Source organism: Kitasatospora sp. NPDC048286 (assembly GCF_043201735.1).
Classification (GTDB): Bacteria; Actinomycetota; Actinomycetes; order Streptomycetales; family Streptomycetaceae; genus Kitasatospora.
Genome location: NZ_JBICZE010000005.1, coordinates 167,978 through 183,917, shown reverse-complemented (window position 1 = coordinate 183,917; position 15,940 = coordinate 167,978). Strand labels below are relative to the sequence as shown.

Here is a 15,940-nt window from a genome sequence, read left to right as displayed (position 1 = left end):
GGGCTTCCGCCCACCCGAAAGGTTCCGCCATGCCCGTCGAATTCCTCGGCATCGCCGCCACCGGCGACGGTTCGGAGACCACCGCCCGCACCACCGCCGCCTTCGACCGCGACTACACCCTGCGGCTGGCCCGGGCGCACGAGGACCACGGCTGGGACCGGGTGCTCTTCGCGTACGGGGCCGGCACCCCGGAGCCGGCCGCCGCGGCGGCCTACCTCGCCTCGCACCTGGAGCGCCTGCAGATCCTGCTCGCGCACCGGCCGAACGTCTCCTACCCGACCTTCGCGGCCAAGACCTTCGCGACCCTCGACCGGATCAGCGACGGCCGACTGGCCGTGCACTTCATCACCGGCGGCAACGACCACGAGCAGCAGCGCGAGGGCGACTTCCTGACCAAGGACCAGCGCTACGAGCGCACCCGCGAGTACATCGGCATCGTCAAGAAGGCCTGGACCAGCCGGGAGCCCTTCGACCACGAGGGCCCGCACTACCGCTTCAACGACTTCGTCTCGGACGTCTTCCCCGTCCAGCAGCCGCGCCCGGCGGTCTCCTTCGGCGGCTCCTCGGACGCGGCCTACGCGGCCGGCGGCGCCGAGGCGGACATCTACTGCCTCTGGGGCGAGCCGCTGGCCCGCACCGCCGAGCAGATCGAGCGGGTGAAGGAGGCGGCGCGGGCGGCCGGGCGCACCGACGTGCCGCGGATCCAGGTGGCGTTCCGGCCGATCATCGCGCCGACCGAGGAGCTGGCCTGGGAGAAGGCGCACCGGACGGTGGCCGCGATCAGGGCCCGCCGGGGCTCCGGCCGGCCGGGGGCTCCGGGCACCGCGGCGCCCGACGCCGGGACGCCCGGGGCCGTGACACCCGAGGCTGTGACACCCGAAAACGTCGGCTCCCGGCGGCTGCTGGAGATCGCCGAGGCCGGCGAGCGCTACGACCGCGCGCTGTGGACCCCGACGGCCGCCGCCACCGGCGGGGCGGGCAACTCCAACGCCCTGGTCGGCACCCCGGAGACGGTCGCCCAGGCACTGCTCGACTACTACGACCTCGGCGTGGACATCCTCTCCGCGCGCGGCTACGACCTGCTGGACGACGCGATCGACTTCGGCCGGTACGTCATCCCGATCGTCCGCGAGGAGGTCGCCAAGCGGGACGCCGCCGCGGCCGAGCGCGCCGAGCGCGACCGCCACCAGCTGATCGCGGCGCAGGCGTGAGCGCGGCCGCCCGCTCCGGGTTCCGCCGGGCCGCCATCGACGACCCGCTGGTCGAGCCGCTGCTGCGCGAGCTCACCCACGAGTACGTCACCCGGTACGGCCCCGAGGGCCGCGAGGAGATGACCCGCTACCCGGCCGAGGCCTTCGCCGAGCCGCACGGCGTGCTGCTGCTCCTGCTGGAGGACGGCGAGCCGGTGGCCGGCGGCGCGTACAAGCGCTACGACGAGCACACCGCCGAGGTGAAGCGGATGTGGACGCACTCCGCGCACCGCCGCCGGGGCCTGGCCCGCCGGGTGCTGGCCGAGCTGGAGCGGACGGCTGCCGCGGTCGGCTACACCCGGATCCACCTGACCACCGGGCCGCGCCAGCCCGAGGCCATGAACCTCTACCTGGCGGCCGGCTACGCCCCGCTGTTCGACGTCTCGGCCGACCCCCTGACCATCGGCCCGCTTCCCTTCGAGAAGCGGCTGCCCGCCGGCGCGGCGCAGCCGCCCGTCCTGGCCCCGACCTCCTGAGAGGCCCCCCGTGAGAACCAGCACCGCCCGCCGCCGCCTGCTCGCGACCACCGCCCTGCTGCCGGTCCTGGCCCTGACCCTGGCCGCCTGCGGCTCGGACCCGAAGATCGCGGGCGCGGCGGTGGCGGGCGGCCCGTCCGCCGCCACCGAGGACCTCGTCTCCGGCCTCACCAGGTCGGACGCCGCCGCCGCGCTGCTGCCCGAGGAGGTCCGCAGGGCCGGCACGCTGAAGTTCGGCTCGTCCTTCGGCACGCCGCCCAGCGCCTTCCACCTCGACCAGGTCACCAAGAAGCCCGCCGGGATCGACGTGGACCTCACCGACGCCGTCGCCCGGCTGCTCGGCCTGACCGTGCAGCGCGAGGAGGCCGCCTTCGAGACCATCCTGCCCGCCCTGGACAGCGGGAAGTACGACGTCGGCACCGGCAACTTCGGGGTCACCACGGCCCGGCTGAAGACCATCGACTTCGTCACCTACATCGACGACGGCCAGGGCTTCGCGGTGCGCAAGGACAACACCGCGATCCAGCCGGTCACCGACCTGGTCCAGCTGTGCGGACTGACCGTCGGCACCGGCGCCGGCACCACCTTCGAGACCACCCTCAACAGCCGGCGCGGCGTCTGCGCCGACGCCGGGAAGAAGCCGTACGAGGTCAAGGCGTTCAGCGAGAGCGGCGCCCTGCTGACCGGCCTCCAGCAGGGCCGGGTGGACGTCGAGATGTCCACCATCAACGGCCTGCGCCACCAGGCCGCCCAGGAGGCCTCCGGCACCCGCTTCCTCGGCGAGTTCCACCGCCTCGACGTCGGCTTCGCCCTGAAGAAGGGCTCGAAGCTCGCTCCGGCGCTGCAGGCGGCGGTCAACCAGCTGATCAAGGACGGGACGTACGAGCGGATCCTGCGCAAGTGGGGGGTCACCGAGTCGGCGATCACGGAATCGCGGATCAGCCCGCCCGAGCACGCCTGAGCGCCGTCCCGTCCGAGGAGACCTCCGATGACCGTCAGCACCGAAGCACCGCCCGCCCCGCCGAGGCCGGCGGCCGCCCCCGACCTCGACGAACTGGCCGGCCTGCGGACCGTCCCGGCCCGGCACCCCTGGCGCTGGGCCCTCGGGATCGCCGCGCTGGTCGTGCTCGCCCAGTTCGCCCACGGCCTGGCCACCAACCCCGGCTGGGACTGGGCCACCTTCCGGCTCTACTTCACCGCCGACACCATCCTCCGGGCGATCGGGCGGACCCTCGAACTCACCGCCTACGGCACGGTGCTGGGCTTCCTGCTGGGCACCGTGGTGGCCGCGATGCGGCTGTCCCGCAGCGCGATCCTGCGGTCCGTCGCCTGGGCCTACGTGTGGGTGTTCCGCTCGATCCCGCTGATCGTCCAGCTGGTGTTCTGGTTCAACCTCTCCTACCTGTACAAGCGGTTCGGGATCGGCATCCCGTTCGGCCCGACCTTCGGCGACGTGGAGACGGTCGGGGTGCTCGGCGCGCTCGGCGCGGCGGTGCTCGGCCTCGGGCTGCACCAGGCCGCGTTCGCCGCCGAGATCATCCGCGGCGGCATCATCGCGGTGGACGCCGGCCAGCGGGAGGCCGCCGCCGCGCTCGGCATCCCGCGCTGGCGCCAGGGGTGGCGGATCGTGCTGCCGCAGGCCATGCGGGGCATCCTGCCGGCCGCCGCCAACGAGGTGATCTCCCTGCTCAAGGGCACCTCGGTGGTCTACGTGATGGCCATCGGCGAGCTCTTCTACCAGGCGCAGGTCATCTACGGCCGCACCGGCCGGGTGGTGCCGCTGCTGATGGTCGCCACCGTCTGGTACGTGCTGCTGACCACCGTGCTCTCGATCGGCCAGTACTACGTCGAGCGCCACTTCGCCCGCGGCGCCGAACGCACCCCGCCGCCCACCCCGTGGCAGCGCGTCCGGGCCTTCGCCCGGAGCCTGCCCGACCGCACCCGGCCCGCCGCCGCCCGTACCTCCGGAGGACAGTCGTGACCGCCCTGACGAAGCCCGCCCCGGCCCCGGCCGCCCCGATGGTGCAGGTCCGCGGCCTGCACAAGAGCTTCGGCCGGCTGGAGGTGCTGCGCGGGGTCGACCTGGACGTCCCGGCCGGCTCGGTGACCGTGGTGCTCGGCCCGTCCGGCTCCGGCAAGTCCACCCTGCTGCGCGCGATCAACCACCTGGAGAAGCTCGACCGCGGCCACGTCGCCATCGACGGCGAGCTGATCGGCTACCGGCGCTCCGGCGACCGGCTGTACGAGCTCAGGGAGCGCGAGGTGCTGCGCCAGCGCACCGGCATCGGCTTCGTGTTCCAGAACTTCAACCTGTTCCCGCACCTCACCGTGCTGGAGAACCTGGTCGAGGCGCCGGTCGCCGCGCTGCGCCGCCCCAGGGCCGAGGCCAGGGCGACGGCGCTGGCGCTGCTGGAGCGGGTCGGGCTGGTCGACAAGGCCGCCGCCTACCCCCGGCAGCTGTCCGGCGGGCAGCAGCAGCGGGTGGCGATCGCCCGGGCGCTGGCGCTGGAGCCGAAGGTGCTGCTGTTCGACGAGCCGACCTCGGCGCTCGACCCGGAGCTGGTCGGCGAGGTGCTGGACGTCATCAAGGACCTGGCCCGCGGCGGCACCACGATGATCGTGGTCACCCACGAGATCGGCTTCGCCCGCGAGGTCGCCGACACCGTGGTCTTCATGGACGGCGGTGTGGTGGTCGAGCAGGGCCCGCCCGCCGAGGTCCTGGACCGGCCGCGGCACGAGCGCACCCGGGCCTTCCTGGCCAAGGTCCTCTGACCCTCCCTCCCTCTCTCTCACCGATCCCCTTTCACCGAACAGGAGTTCCGCCATGTCCCTACCCCGTCGCGCCCTGGTGGCCGCCGCCGGCGCGCTCGCCGCCGCCCTCGCCCTGACCGGCTGCGGCGGCAGCGCCACCGGCGCGGCGGGTCCCGCCCCGGCCAAGGGCAGCACCGCGCCGAACGGCACGGTGGTGAACCTGTCGCCGAACCAGAACCGGGTCACCACCCCCAAGGTCGACGCGATCGCCGCGCTCGTCCCGGAGGAGATCAGGAAGAAGGGGACGCTGGCCGTCGTCGGCTCGGTCGGCAGCACCCCGCCGCTGGGCTTCTACGCCGACGACGACAAGACGATCATCGGCGTCGAGCCGGACCTCGCCTCGCTGATCGGCGACGTGCTGGGCCTCAAGGTCGCGTACGACACGGTCTCCTGGGAGAACATCTTCGTCGGCCTGGACAGCGGCAAGTACGACGTGGGCGTCTCCAACATCACCGTCACCGAGGAGCGCAAGGAGAAGTACGACTTCGCCACCTACCGGCTGGACGTCCTGGGCTTCGAGGCGAAGAAGGGCAGCGGCCTCAAGGTCACCGGCCCCAAGGACCTCGCCGGCAGGTCGGTCGGCGTCGCCACCGGCACCAACCAGGAGAAGCTGCTGATCTCCTGGAGCGAGGAGAACGTCAGGAACGGCCTCAAGCCGATCGACATCAAGTACTTCCAGGGCACCGAGTACTACCTGGCGCTCGCCTCCGGCCGGATCGAGGCCTACAGCGGCCCCAACCCCAGCCTGGCCTTCCACGCCGTGCAGACCGGCGAGACCGAGGTCGTCGGCACCTACTCGGGCGGCGGCGCGGACGTCCTCGGCAAGATCGCGGCGACCACCCGGAAGGACAACGGGCTGGTCAGGGCGCTGAACGGGGCGATCGACGAGGTGATCGCGAACGGCACGTACGGGCAGGTGCTCAAGCGCTGGGGCCTGGACGGCGAGGCGGTGCGGAAGTCCGAGATCAACCCGCCCGGCCTGCCCAGGCCCAAGCCGTAGCGGGATCCGGGCACACCGGCCCGCGGTCGTTCACCCGTTCGTCCCCACCCGCCGCTATGGTGACCCCTCCGACGGCGAACGCCGGGCGGGCGCGGTCGAGTTGGGGGAGGGCATGGAGAAGGGCGAGGTGCTCGGCGGTCGCTTCCGGCTGGAGCAGCAGCTGGGCAGGGGCGGTTTCGGCGTGGTCTGGCGGGCGACCGACACCACCATCGACCGGGAGGTCGCGGTCAAGGTGCTGCTCGCCGAGCACGCCACCGACCGGGAGGCGGTCAGCCGCTTCGTCCGCGAGGCCCGGACGGCCGGCGGCCTCAACAATCCGCACATCGTGACGGTGTACGACTACGGGTGGACCGAGACCGGCTCCGGGAAGATCCCGTACCTGGTCATGGAGCTGGTCCGCGGCCGGGCGCTGTCCGAGGTGCTCAAGGCCGGCCCGCCGGACCACAAGCAGGCGCTGCGCTGGATGCGGCACGTGTGCAAGGCGCTGGACGCCGCGCACCGCTCGGGGATCGTCCACCGGGACATCAAGCCCGAGAACGTGATGATCGCGCGGGAGGGGGAGCGGGCCAAGGTCCTGGACTTCGGCATCGCCCGACTGGTCACCCAGACCGTCCGGCTCACCTCCACCGGCAACGTGGTCGGCACCGTCCCGTACCTGGCCCCCGAGTGCTGGTCCGGCGGCACGGTGGACGGCCGGGCCGACCTCTACGCCCTCGGCATCATGCTGTACGAGGCCTGCACCGGCGCGCGCCCGTTCCGCGCCGCCTCGGCCGCCGAGTACATGTACAAGCACCTGGAGGAGGTCCCGCCCCGGGTACGCGGCAAGGACCCGGCACTGGCCGGGCTGATCGCCGAGCTGCTCGCCAAGCGGCCCGAACAGCGGCCGGCCGGCGCCGCCGAGGTGCTGGAGCGGCTGCGCGGCATCCAGCCCGGGATGCTGCGCCCGGAGGATCCCAGCCCGGAGCAGCTGCGCCGGCGGGCCGACCGGGCCTGGCGGCACGGCGAGGCCGGCGAGACGGCGGAGGCGGTGGAGATCCTCACCGCGCTCGTCCCCGCCTTCGCCCGGATCTGCGGCCCGGAGGACCCGCGCACCCTGCGCACCTGCCACGACCTGGCCCTCTGGCTGGCCGCGGACGGCAGCCCGGGCGCCGCCGTCGACCTGCTGGACGAGCTGACCCGGGCGCCCGGCGCCACCCCGGAGGCCCGGGCGGACGCGCGGCGCGACCTCGCGCACTGGCAGCGGGAGGTTGCGCGGTCGGGACCGGGCCGGCCGCGGGCCGGCGAGGCGGCGAGCCTGGGGGCGCTGCTCGGCGGGTGACCGGGGCCGGTGCCCGCCGGGCGGATTCCGCCCGGCGGGACGGCGAGGGTCGCCCCGACCCCCGGCACGGGGTCGGGGGCCTCGCTCAGCCGCCCAGCACCGCCCGCAGCCGCTCCGCCCGCTCCGGCCGCGGCCCCTCCAGCGCCAGCACCCCCGCCAGCACCTCGGCCGTCTGCGGGTCGTGCAGCGCCGTCGCCGCCGCCATCGCGGTGAACTGGTCCACCAGCCAGTCGCGCAGCTCCGCCACCGGCAGTGCGCGGCCCTCGTCCAGCCAGCTCAGCGACGCCCCCTCGACCACTGCGATCCAGGAGCGCACCAGCAGCGTCAGCCGCGGACCGGCCTCCCGCACGCCCAGGTGGCGCAGCGTCCGGCGCAGCGCCGCCCGCCGGACGTCGTCCACGATCGCCGAGGTGCGGGCCGTCTCCACCACCGAACCGCCGCGCAGCAGCGCCGAGTAGCCCGCGTCGTGCTCGGCGACGAAGGCGAAGTAGCCGTCCAGCACCGTCGACAGCTGTTCGGACGGCGTCCCGCTCACCCGTACCGCGAAGCGGCTGGTCAGCTCGTCCGCCGCGGTGCGCAGCGCGGCCTCGTACAACTGCTGCTTGCCGCCCGCGAAGTAGCGGTACACCAGCGGGCGGGAGGCCCCGGCGGCCTCGGCGACGTCGTCCAGGCCGACCTCCTCGGGCGGCCGGGAGGCGAACAGCTCCAGGGCGACCGCGATCAGCTGCTCGCGCCGCTGCTGGACCGGCAACCGCCGGTAGCCGGTGCGGCGCGGACGCGGCTCGGACGCGGCCGGAACGGGCGCCTGACCTGCCGAAGTGGGGCTGGCTTCCATGGCGGCCAAGCGTAATCGGCGTCGGGCCGATCCGATCCTGTCGGGCCGAACGGATTTTCGCGGACGAACCCCGCTCGCAAAGGGGTTGCAAAGCAGCGGCGCCACGCAATGATGGCGGAATGCCTGAAGAACTGATCACCGCCGACGGCGCCACCCCCCGCCGCATCGCCGACGACCACGTCCGCGAACTGGCCGACCTCGACCCGCTGACCGCGGTCTACCTCGGCCTCAACCTCGACGACGACCGGCTGCCCGACCTCTCCCCGGCCGGCCCCGAGGCCGTTGCCGACCTCGCCCGCCGCACCCTGGCGAAGCTCGACGAGGCCGAGCGGGCCGGTGCCGCCGACGACGAGGCGGAGCGCCGCTGCGCCCGGCTGCTGCGCGAGCGGCTGTCCGCCGAACTCGCCGTCCACGACGCGGGGGAGAGCTTCCGCTCGCTGCGCAATCTCGGCTCCCCGGTGCACGACCTGCGGGAGTCCTTCACGCTGATGGGCACCGACACCGAGGCCGAGTGGCAGGTGATCGGCCGCCGCCTGGCGAGGATCCCGGTGGCGTTCGAGCAGTACCGGCGGACGCTGGCCGAGGGCGTCGAGCGCGGGCTGCTGTCCGGCCCGCGCCAGGTGGCCACGGTGCTCGGGCAGTTCGCGGAGTGGCTGGGCGAGGACACGCCCGCCGAGGAGCGGGTTCCCGGTGCGTGGTTCGGCCAGTTCGTCTCGGCTGCGCCGGAGTCGCTGCGGCCCGAGCTGTCGAAGCACGCGGTGGCCGCCGCCGACGCGCTGGCCGAGCTGCGCGACTGGCTGCGCGACGTGTACGGCCCGGCCGTGGCCGGCGCCCCGGACACCGCGGGCCGGGAGCGTTACGCCCGCTGGGTGCGCTACTGGACCGGTGCCGACCTGGACCTGGACGAGGCCTACGCCTGGGCGTGGAGCGAGTTCCACGACCTGCTGGCGCAGATGGAGGTCGAGGCCGAGAAGGTCCTGCCGGGCGCGGGCCCGCTGGCGGCGATGCAGTGGCTGGAGTCCGACGGCCCGGCCATCGAGGGCGCCGAGGCCGCCCGGGAGTACCTCCAGGGCCTGATGGACCAGGCCATCGGGGACCTCCAGGGCACCCACTTCGACCTGGCCGAGCCGGTCACCCGGGTCGAGTCGAGGATCGCGCCGGCCGGCAGCGCCGCCGCGCCGTACTACACCGCGCCCTCGCTGGACTTCAGCCGCCCGGGGCGGACCTGGCTGCCGCTGGTCGGCCGGGACCGCTTCCCGGTCTGGGACCTGGTCTCCACCTGGTACCACGAGGGCGTGCCGGGCCACCACCTCCAGCTCGCGCAGTGGAACTACGTCGCCGACCGGCTCTCCACCTACCAGGTGAGCCTCGGCGGGGTCAGCGCCAACCTGGAGGGCTGGGCGCTGTACGCCGAGCGCCTGATGGACGAGCTCGGCTACCTCACCGACCCGGGCCACCGCCTGGGCTACCTCAACGCGCAGATGATGCGCGCGCTGCGGGTCATCGTCGACATCGGCATGCACGTGGGCATGGACTTCCCGGCGGACTCCCCGTACCGGCCGGGCGAGCCGGTCGGCCCCGAGCACGCCCGGGAGTTCTTCGGCCTGTACTGCGGCCTGTCCGCCGAGTTCCTGGACAGCGAGCTGGTCCGCTACCTGGGCCTGCCCGGCCAGGCGATCGGCTACAAGCTCGGTGAGCGCGCCTGGCTGCGGGGGCGGGCGGCGGCGAAGGCGGCGCACGAGGCGCGGGGCGAGGAGTTCGACCTCAAGGCCTGGCACATGGCGGCGCTCTCGCAGGGTTCGCTGGGGCTGGACGACCTGGTCGAGGAGCTGTCGGCGCTGTGACGGCCGCGCCCCGGTGACGATGCGCTGAGCGGGCCGGGGCGCACGCGGTAGCCGCGATCGGGGGAACCAGGCCCCCGGGACTCGGTCCGGAGTCCCGGGGGCCTGGTTCTTTTGTCCCAAAGGTCCGGTTTGGTGAGGTTTTTCCTTGCGCTCCGTCCCGACCGGAGTTTGGCTGGAAGGCGAATGTGTGACCCCTCCGCCCCCACACCGGAAGGCTCGGCCTGTGACTGCGCAAACCGTCACCGGTCATGAGGACGCGGACCGTCGCCGCTGGTGGGCGCTGGCCGTCATCGCCACCGCCCAGCTCATGATCGTGCTCGACGTCACCATCGTGAACATCGCACTGCCGTCCGCCCAGCGGGAGCTGGGCATCTCGGACGCCGACCGGCAGTGGGTGATCACCGCCTACACGCTCGCCTTCGGCGGTCTGCTGCTGCTCGGCGGCCGGCTGGGCGACCTCTTCGGCCGCAAGCGCGTCTTCACCGTCGGCCTGCTGGGCTTCGCCCTCGCCTCCGCCCTCGGCGGCGCGGCGGTCGGCCCCGCCATGCTCTTCGGCGCCCGTGCCCTCCAGGGCGCGTTCGCCGCCCTGCTCGCGCCCTCCACGCTGGGGCTGCTCTCCACCACCTTCTCCGATCCGCGCGAACGCAGTACGGCCTTCGGCGTCTTCGGCGCGATCGCCGGCGGCGGCTCCGCGATCGGCTTCATCGCGGGCGGTCTGCTGACCGAGTACCTGGACTGGCGCTGGTGCCTGTTCGTGAACGTGCCGATCGCCGTCGTCGTCGCCTTCGCGGCGTTCGACCTGCTGAAGCGCGACCACGTGGAGAAGGGCCGCCGGATGCCGCTGGACCTGCCCGGGGCGCTGCTCGGCTGCGGCGGCCTGCTGGCGATCGTCTACGGCACCTCCGAGGCCGTGACCAGGGGCTGGCGCGACGGTCTGGTGATCGGTGCGCTGGCCCTGGGTGTGCTGCTGCTCGCGGCGTTCGTCCTGGTCGAGCGGCGCACCGCGCACCCGCTGCTGCCGGTGCACATCGTCGCCGACCGCAACCGCGGCGGCGGCGCGCTCTCGGTGGGCCTGGCGATGGTCGGCATGTTCGGCACGTTCCTGTTCCTGACCTACTACCTCCAGGCCATCAAGCACTTCTCGCCGATCGTGTCCGGGCTGTCCTTCCTGCCCATGACGGTCGCCATCGTGCTGAGTTCGACGGGCTTCGCGGCCCGGATGATGACCAGGGTGCCGACCCGGGTCCTGGTCGGCCCCGGGCTGCTGCTGGCCGCGAGTGGCATGGCCTGGCTGACCCGGATGCGGGTGGACAGCCCGTGGGCCGGTCTGGTGCTGCCGGCCGAGCTGCTGATCGGCGTCGGCATGGGCCTGGTGTTCACGCCGGCGATGAGCCTGGCCACCCTCGGGGTCGCCCCGAACGAGGCCGGCGCGGCCGCGGCCACCCTCAACTCGGCTCAGCAGGTGGGCGGTTCGGTCGGCACCGCGCTGCTGAACACGGTCGCCGCGAGCGCCACCGCGAGCTTCCTGGCCACCCGGATCGCCTCCGACCCGGCGGTGCGGGCCCAGGGCGCCGTGCACGGCTACGTGGTCGCGACCTGGGTGGCGATGGGCGTCCTGCTGGCGGCCGCGCTGGTCGCGGTGCTGATGATCGACCACCGGCCGACGCCCGGCGAGGCCACCGTCGTCCCGGTCGGTGCGCAGGCGGAGGCGGCGGAGGCGGCGTCCACGGCGCACGTGGTGGACGGACCACCGATCGACTGAAATTTGCAGCAAGGTCTTGCAGTCAACCTCCGGCGCCTGCTTGACTCCTGGCACCGTTCAGGGACCAAGGAGGCGCCATGCTGCCCGAGTTCGACCTGCTCGTCGTCGGCGGCGCCGGGGTGGACACCATCGTCCGGGTCGAGCGGCTGGAGATCCCGCCCGGCGACTCGCAACTCGTCGAACCGGTGCGGGACTACGTCGGCCACACCGGCAACGGGGTCGCCCTCGGCGCCCACCACCTCGGACTGCGCACCGCGTTCGTCGACTTCCTCGGCGACGACGCCCAGGGCGACCTGATCCGCGCCCACTACGCGCGCCACGGCCTGCACTTCGCCCACCTGGTGAGCCCGCACGGCACCCCGCGCGGGGTCAACCTGGTGGACGCGGACGGCCGCCGGTTCTCCTTCTTCGACGGCCGCCACCCCGCCGACCTGCGGCTGCCGCGCGACCTCTACCTGCCGTACGCCGAGCGCAGCCGGCACGTCCACCTGTCCATCACCGGCGTCAACCGGGACATGTACGGCGACCTGCGCCGCCTCGGCCGCACCACCTCCACCGACCTGCACGACTGGGACGGCGTCGACCCGTACCGCCGCGACTACGCGCTCGGCTCCGACCTGGTCTTCCTCTCGGTGGCAGGCTGCCGCGGCCGGCACGAGGAGGTGATGCGGGCGATCCTCGCCGAAGGACGCGCACAGGTGGTCGTCGCCACCGCCGGCGCCGAGGGCTGCCACCTGCTCACCCGGGACGACCCCGCGCCGCGCCACCTGCCCGCCGTCGACCCGGGCCGCCCGGTGGTGGACAGCAACGGCGCCGGCGACGCCTTCGTGTCGGGATTCCTGTACGCGTGGTTCCGGAGTCGCTCGCCGCTGGACTGCGCCCGGGCCGGTACGGTGGCCGGGGCCTTCGCCTGCACCGCCGCCGGGACGCACACCGCCTTCGTCGGAGCCGACGAACTGGACGCGGTGCTCGCCGGATCCTGACACCGGGGGGCGCGGGCGGTCGACGGGTTTCTCATCGAGCTCCCAGGAGCCCGTCACATCGCTACCAGGCTGAGGCGCCATAGTCGTTGGTCGAAGGCCGCCCCCCGATCGCCCCGGCAGGAGAAACAGGCATGGGCAAGCACCGCCGCCAGACGTCGCGCCGCCGCCGCGGACTGCTGGTCCCGTCCCTGTTCACCGCGCTGTCCGCGGTGGTGATCGCCGTCGTGCTGACCGGGACGCACGGGCTGGACCTGTCCGACACGACGGCCGCCGGGAAGGCGGCCCGCAGCACCCGGGCCGCCGCCGCGCCGCCCCCGGCCACCGACCCGGCGGCCTCCGCCCCGCCCGCCCCGGTCGCGGCCCCGGCGCCCTCCTCGGACGCCGCCCCGGCGGCCGCCCCCGCGACGGCCGACCCCGTTCCCGCGACGGCCACCCCCACCCCGGACGTCGCCCTCGGCACCACCCGCTCGGCCCCGACCGGCGACCGCGAGTCCGAGACCGTCGGCGCGCTGTTCAGCGGCGCCCCGGAGGCCGGCGACCACTTCTGCACCGCCAGCGTGCTGCACAGTCCCACCGGCAACCTGCTGCTGACCGCGGCGCACTGCCTCAGCAGCACCGACGGCGTCACCTTCGCCCCCGGCTACCGCGACGGCTCCGCCCCGTACGGCACCTGGCAGGTGACGGCGATCCACACCACCGCCGACTGGTCCCGGAAGGGCGACGTGGCCGAGGACTTCGCGATCCTGGAGACCGCCCCCAGCAACGGCCGCAAGGTCGAGGACGTGGTCGGCGGCAACCGGCTGGGCGCCGACGAGCCCTTCGACGCGACCGTCCGCCTCTACGGCTACCCCGCCGACTCCGAGGAGCCGGTCCTGTGCACCAACGCCACCGCGCAGCAGAGCGCCTCCCAGCGGGTCGTGCACTGCCCGGCCTACCCGTCCGGCACCAGCGGCGGCCCCTGGATCGACACCGCCACGGGCGACGTGGTCGGCGCGATCGGCGGCTACCAGCAGGGCGGCGACACCGACGACATCTCGTACAGCGCCTACTTCGACCACACCATCGCCGAGCTGTACGCCCAGGCCGAGGCGGCCGCCTCCTGAGCCCACGGGCCCGTCCCGGGCCGGCCGGACGGGCCCGGAAACACGACGAAGGCCCAGGTCGGTGGATCAACTCCACTGAACTGGGCCTTGGTTACACTCTTGCAATCGCTGCGTGAGTGCCCCCGGTAGGATTCGAACCTACGCACCCGCCTCCGGAGGGCGGTGCTCTATCCCCTGAGCTACGGGGGCCTGTTGGCCTGTCGGTCGCTCGCGCTTCCAACGTGGAGAACACTACCAGGCTTCGGACGTGGTCCGTGCACGGGTTTCCCGGAAGATCGTCCGGGCGTCGCCGGCGCCGCCGCCGGGCGGGGGCGGAAGTGCCCAAAGGCCGGACGGGGCGGCGGGCCCGCCGATACCCTCGGTGAGGTGTCGGGAGTGTCCGGGCGGGTCCTCGTGGTGGACGACAGCGAGGTGATCCGCCAGCTGATCAGGGTCAACCTGGAGCTCGAGGGCTTCGAGGTGGTGACCGCCGCCGACGGCGCCGAGTGCCTGGAGGTCATCCGCCGGGTGCAGCCCGACGTGGTCACGCTGGACGTGGTGATGCCGCGACTGGACGGCCTGCGGACGGCGGCCCGGCTGCGCGCCACCCCGGACACCTGCCGGCTGCCGATCGCGATCGTGAGTGCCTGCACCCCGGCGGACCTCGACCTGGGGGAGACGGTCGGGGTGGACGGCTATCTCGGCAAGCCCTTCGACCCGGCCGACCTGGTGGCCCTGGTCCGGCGGCTGATGCGGCTCGCGGGACAGCCGGGCGGACCGCCCGACGCAGTTCGCCCTGAGCGAACAGAACGCACCGATCACGGCTGAGACCCCGTAACGACGGCGCGGCGGCGTCCCGACAGGTAAACCGAGTGGCGGGCGGGCACCCCGTCTCGCCTACGCTTGGCGTCGTGACCCCCGCAGACCTTTCCCAGGCAATCCAGGCCGCCGTGAGCTCCGCCGTCGAGGCGGGCGAGCTGGCCGTCGCCGTGCCCGAGCACGTGACGGTCGACCGGCCCAAGAACAGGGACCACGGCGACTACGCGACCAACGTGGCCCTCCAGCTCGCCAAGGCGGCCGGCAAGCCGCCGCGAGCCGTTGCCGAACTGCTGGTCGAGCGCCTGCGAGGGATCACCGGCGTCGCCAAGGTCGACATCGCCGGTCCGGGCTTCCTGAACATCACCCTGGACACCGCCACCGCCGGTGCGCTGGCGCGCACCATCGTCGAGGCGGGCGAGGCCTACGGCCGTAACGAGGCCCTGGGGGGCCTGAAGATCAACCTGGAGTTCGTCTCCGCCAACCCGACCGGCCCGATCCACATCGGCGGCGTCCGCTGGGCCGCCGTCGGCGACTCGCTGGCGCGCGTGCTGCGGGCCTCCGGCGCCGACGTCACCACCGAGTACTACCTCAACGACGCCGGTGTGCAGATCACCAAGTTCGCCGCCTCGCTGCAGGCCGCCGCGAACGGCCGCGAGGTGCCCGAGGGCGGGTACGTCGGCGAGTACATCGTCGACATCGCCAAGTCGCTCACCGACGCGATCCCCGGCGTGCTCGACCTGCCCGAGGCCGAGCAGCTGCAGGTCTTCCGCACCGAGGGCCTCAAGCTCATGATCGCCGAGATCAAGCGCTCGATGGACGAGTTCGGCACCCACTTCGACGTGTGGTTCTCGGAGAAGACGCTGCACGACTCCGGTGCCGTCGAGAAGGCCATCGACCGGCTGCGCGACCAGGGCCACGTCTTCGAGCAGGAGGGCGCGGTCTTCCTGCGCACCACCGACTTCGGCGACGACAAGGACCGCGTCCTGATCAAGGCCGACGGCGACAAGACCTACTTCGCCGCCGACGCCGCGTACTACCTGTCCAAGCGGGACCGCGGCGCCGAGGTCGCGCTCTACATGCTGGGCGCCGACCACCACGGCTACGTCAACCGCCTCAAGGCCATCTCGGCCTGCGCGGGCGACGACATGAACCGCAACATCGAGGTGAAGATCGGCCAGTTCGTGAAGATGCTTCGCGACGGCGAAGAGGTCCGCATGTCCAAGCGGGCCGGCAACATCATCACGATCGACGACGTGGTCGAGTGGATCGGCGTGGACGCCGCCCGCTACACCCTGGCGCGCTCCTCCACGGACTCGACGATCACGCTGGACATCAACCTGCTGACCAGCCAGACCACCGAGAACCCGGTCTTCTACGTCCAGTACGCCCACACCCGGATGTGCGGCGTGGCGCGCAAGGCCGCCGAGCTGGGCGTGGACAAGGGCACGGCCGAGCAGTTCAAGCCCGAGCTGCTGGCCACCGAGTGGGAGTCCGACGTGCTCGGTCACCTCGCGGAGTTCCCGCGGGTGCTGGCCACGGCCGGCGAGCTGCGCGAGCCGCACCGGGTCGCGCGCTACCTGGAGGAGCTCGCGGGCAAATACCACCGCCTGTACGAGAACTGCATGTTCCTGCCCAAGGGCGACGAGGAGCTCACCGACACGCACCGCGCCCGCCTCTGGCTGGTCGAGGCGACGCGCACCGTGCTCGCCAACGGCCTCACGCTCCTGGGCGTGACGGCGCCCGAGCGGATGTAGGCACCA

General features: G+C 73.3%; 14 protein-coding genes and 1 tRNA gene. 13 read left to right on the top strand and 2 right to left on the bottom strand.

Features of this window, described 5'->3' with window-relative positions; genetic code table 11:
* The first annotated feature begins 29 nt into the window (after nt 1–29).
* The 7 genes from ACGF13_RS13420 to ACGF13_RS13390 all read left to right on the top strand — a co-directional run bounded on the left by ACGF13_RS13420 (nt 30) and on the right by ACGF13_RS13390 (nt 6,855).
* The gene (locus tag ACGF13_RS13420) at nt 30–1,211 is read left to right on the top strand and encodes an LLM class flavin-dependent oxidoreductase (protein ID WP_392873174.1); all 1,182 of its coding nucleotides are present in this window, start codon (nt 30–32) and stop codon (nt 1,209–1,211) included.
* Complete coding sequence (locus ACGF13_RS13415) at nt 1,208–1,726, top strand: GNAT family N-acetyltransferase (protein WP_392873171.1); 519 nt, start codon at nt 1,208–1,210, stop codon at nt 1,724–1,726. Before ACGF13_RS13420 ends, ACGF13_RS13415 begins: the two co-directional genes overlap by 4 nt.
* Nucleotides 1,727–1,736: 10 nt before the next feature.
* Nucleotides 1,737–2,687 carry an ABC transporter substrate-binding protein gene (locus tag ACGF13_RS13410; protein WP_392873169.1) on the top strand — a complete coding sequence of 317 codons (951 nt, stop codon included), beginning with the start codon at nt 1,737–1,739 and terminating at the stop codon, nt 2,685–2,687.
* Nucleotides 2,688–2,714: 27 nt separating this feature from the next.
* The gene (locus tag ACGF13_RS13405; protein WP_392873166.1) at nt 2,715–3,707 is read left to right on the top strand and encodes an amino acid ABC transporter permease; all 993 of its coding nucleotides are present in this window, start codon (nt 2,715–2,717) and stop codon (nt 3,705–3,707) included.
* Between the two features lie 38 nt (nt 3,708–3,745).
* A complete protein-coding gene (locus ACGF13_RS13400; protein ID WP_392874210.1) occupies nt 3,746–4,498 on the top strand; it encodes an amino acid ABC transporter ATP-binding protein in 753 nt (250 codons plus the stop codon).
* Nucleotides 4,499–4,550: 52 nt separating this feature from the next.
* Nucleotides 4,551–5,537 (top strand): ABC transporter substrate-binding protein, encoded by a 987-nt coding sequence (locus ACGF13_RS13395; protein ID WP_392873163.1) that lies wholly within the window; start codon nt 4,551–4,553, stop codon nt 5,535–5,537.
* Nucleotides 5,538–5,649: 112 nt separating this feature from the next.
* Nucleotides 5,650–6,855, top strand: a complete 1,206-nt coding sequence (locus ACGF13_RS13390) for a serine/threonine-protein kinase (protein WP_392873160.1) — start codon at nt 5,650–5,652, stop codon at nt 6,853–6,855.
* A gap of 85 nt (nt 6,856–6,940) precedes the next feature.
* On the opposite strand, the gene ACGF13_RS13385 is transcribed toward ACGF13_RS13390, so the two are convergent.
* Nucleotides 6,941–7,690, bottom strand: a complete 750-nt coding sequence (locus ACGF13_RS13385; RefSeq protein WP_392873157.1) for a TetR/AcrR family transcriptional regulator — start codon at nt 7,688–7,690, stop codon at nt 6,941–6,943.
* A gap of 119 nt (nt 7,691–7,809) precedes the next feature.
* On the opposite strand from ACGF13_RS13385, the gene ACGF13_RS13380 reads away from it, so the two are divergent.
* From ACGF13_RS13380 to ACGF13_RS13365, 4 genes are all read left to right on the top strand, one after another.
* The gene (locus ACGF13_RS13380; protein ID WP_392873154.1) at nt 7,810–9,534 is read left to right on the top strand and encodes a DUF885 domain-containing protein; all 1,725 of its coding nucleotides are present in this window, start codon (nt 7,810–7,812) and stop codon (nt 9,532–9,534) included.
* 223 nt (nt 9,535–9,757) lie between these two features.
* Nucleotides 9,758–11,296, top strand: a complete 1,539-nt coding sequence (locus ACGF13_RS13375; RefSeq protein ID WP_392873151.1) for an MFS transporter — start codon at nt 9,758–9,760, stop codon at nt 11,294–11,296.
* Between the two features lie 77 nt (nt 11,297–11,373).
* Nucleotides 11,374–12,279, top strand: a complete 906-nt coding sequence (locus ACGF13_RS13370) for a carbohydrate kinase family protein (RefSeq protein WP_392873148.1) — start codon at nt 11,374–11,376, stop codon at nt 12,277–12,279.
* A 131-nt stretch (nt 12,280–12,410) separates the two neighbouring features.
* Nucleotides 12,411–13,382: a trypsin-like serine peptidase gene (locus tag ACGF13_RS13365; RefSeq protein WP_392873145.1), complete on the top strand. Its 972-nt coding sequence runs from the start codon at nt 12,411–12,413 to the stop codon at nt 13,380–13,382.
* Between the two features lie 117 nt (nt 13,383–13,499).
* Here the strand turns inward: ACGF13_RS13365 and ACGF13_RS13360 are convergent.
* Nucleotides 13,500–13,571 (bottom strand) — tRNA-Arg (locus ACGF13_RS13360).
* Nucleotides 13,572–13,757: 186 nt separating this feature from the next.
* Between ACGF13_RS13360 and ACGF13_RS13355 the strand changes: the two genes are divergently transcribed.
* Entirely contained in the window at nt 13,758–14,189 is a 432-nt protein-coding gene (locus ACGF13_RS13355; RefSeq protein ID WP_392874207.1) for a PleD family two-component system response regulator, read from the top strand.
* Nucleotides 14,190–14,272: 83 nt separating this feature from the next.
* Nucleotides 14,273–15,934 carry an arginine--tRNA ligase gene (argS, locus tag ACGF13_RS13350; RefSeq protein ID WP_392873142.1) on the top strand — a complete coding sequence of 554 codons (1,662 nt, stop codon included), beginning with the start codon at nt 14,273–14,275 and terminating at the stop codon, nt 15,932–15,934.
* The last annotated feature ends 6 nt before the right edge of the window (nt 15,935–15,940 follow it).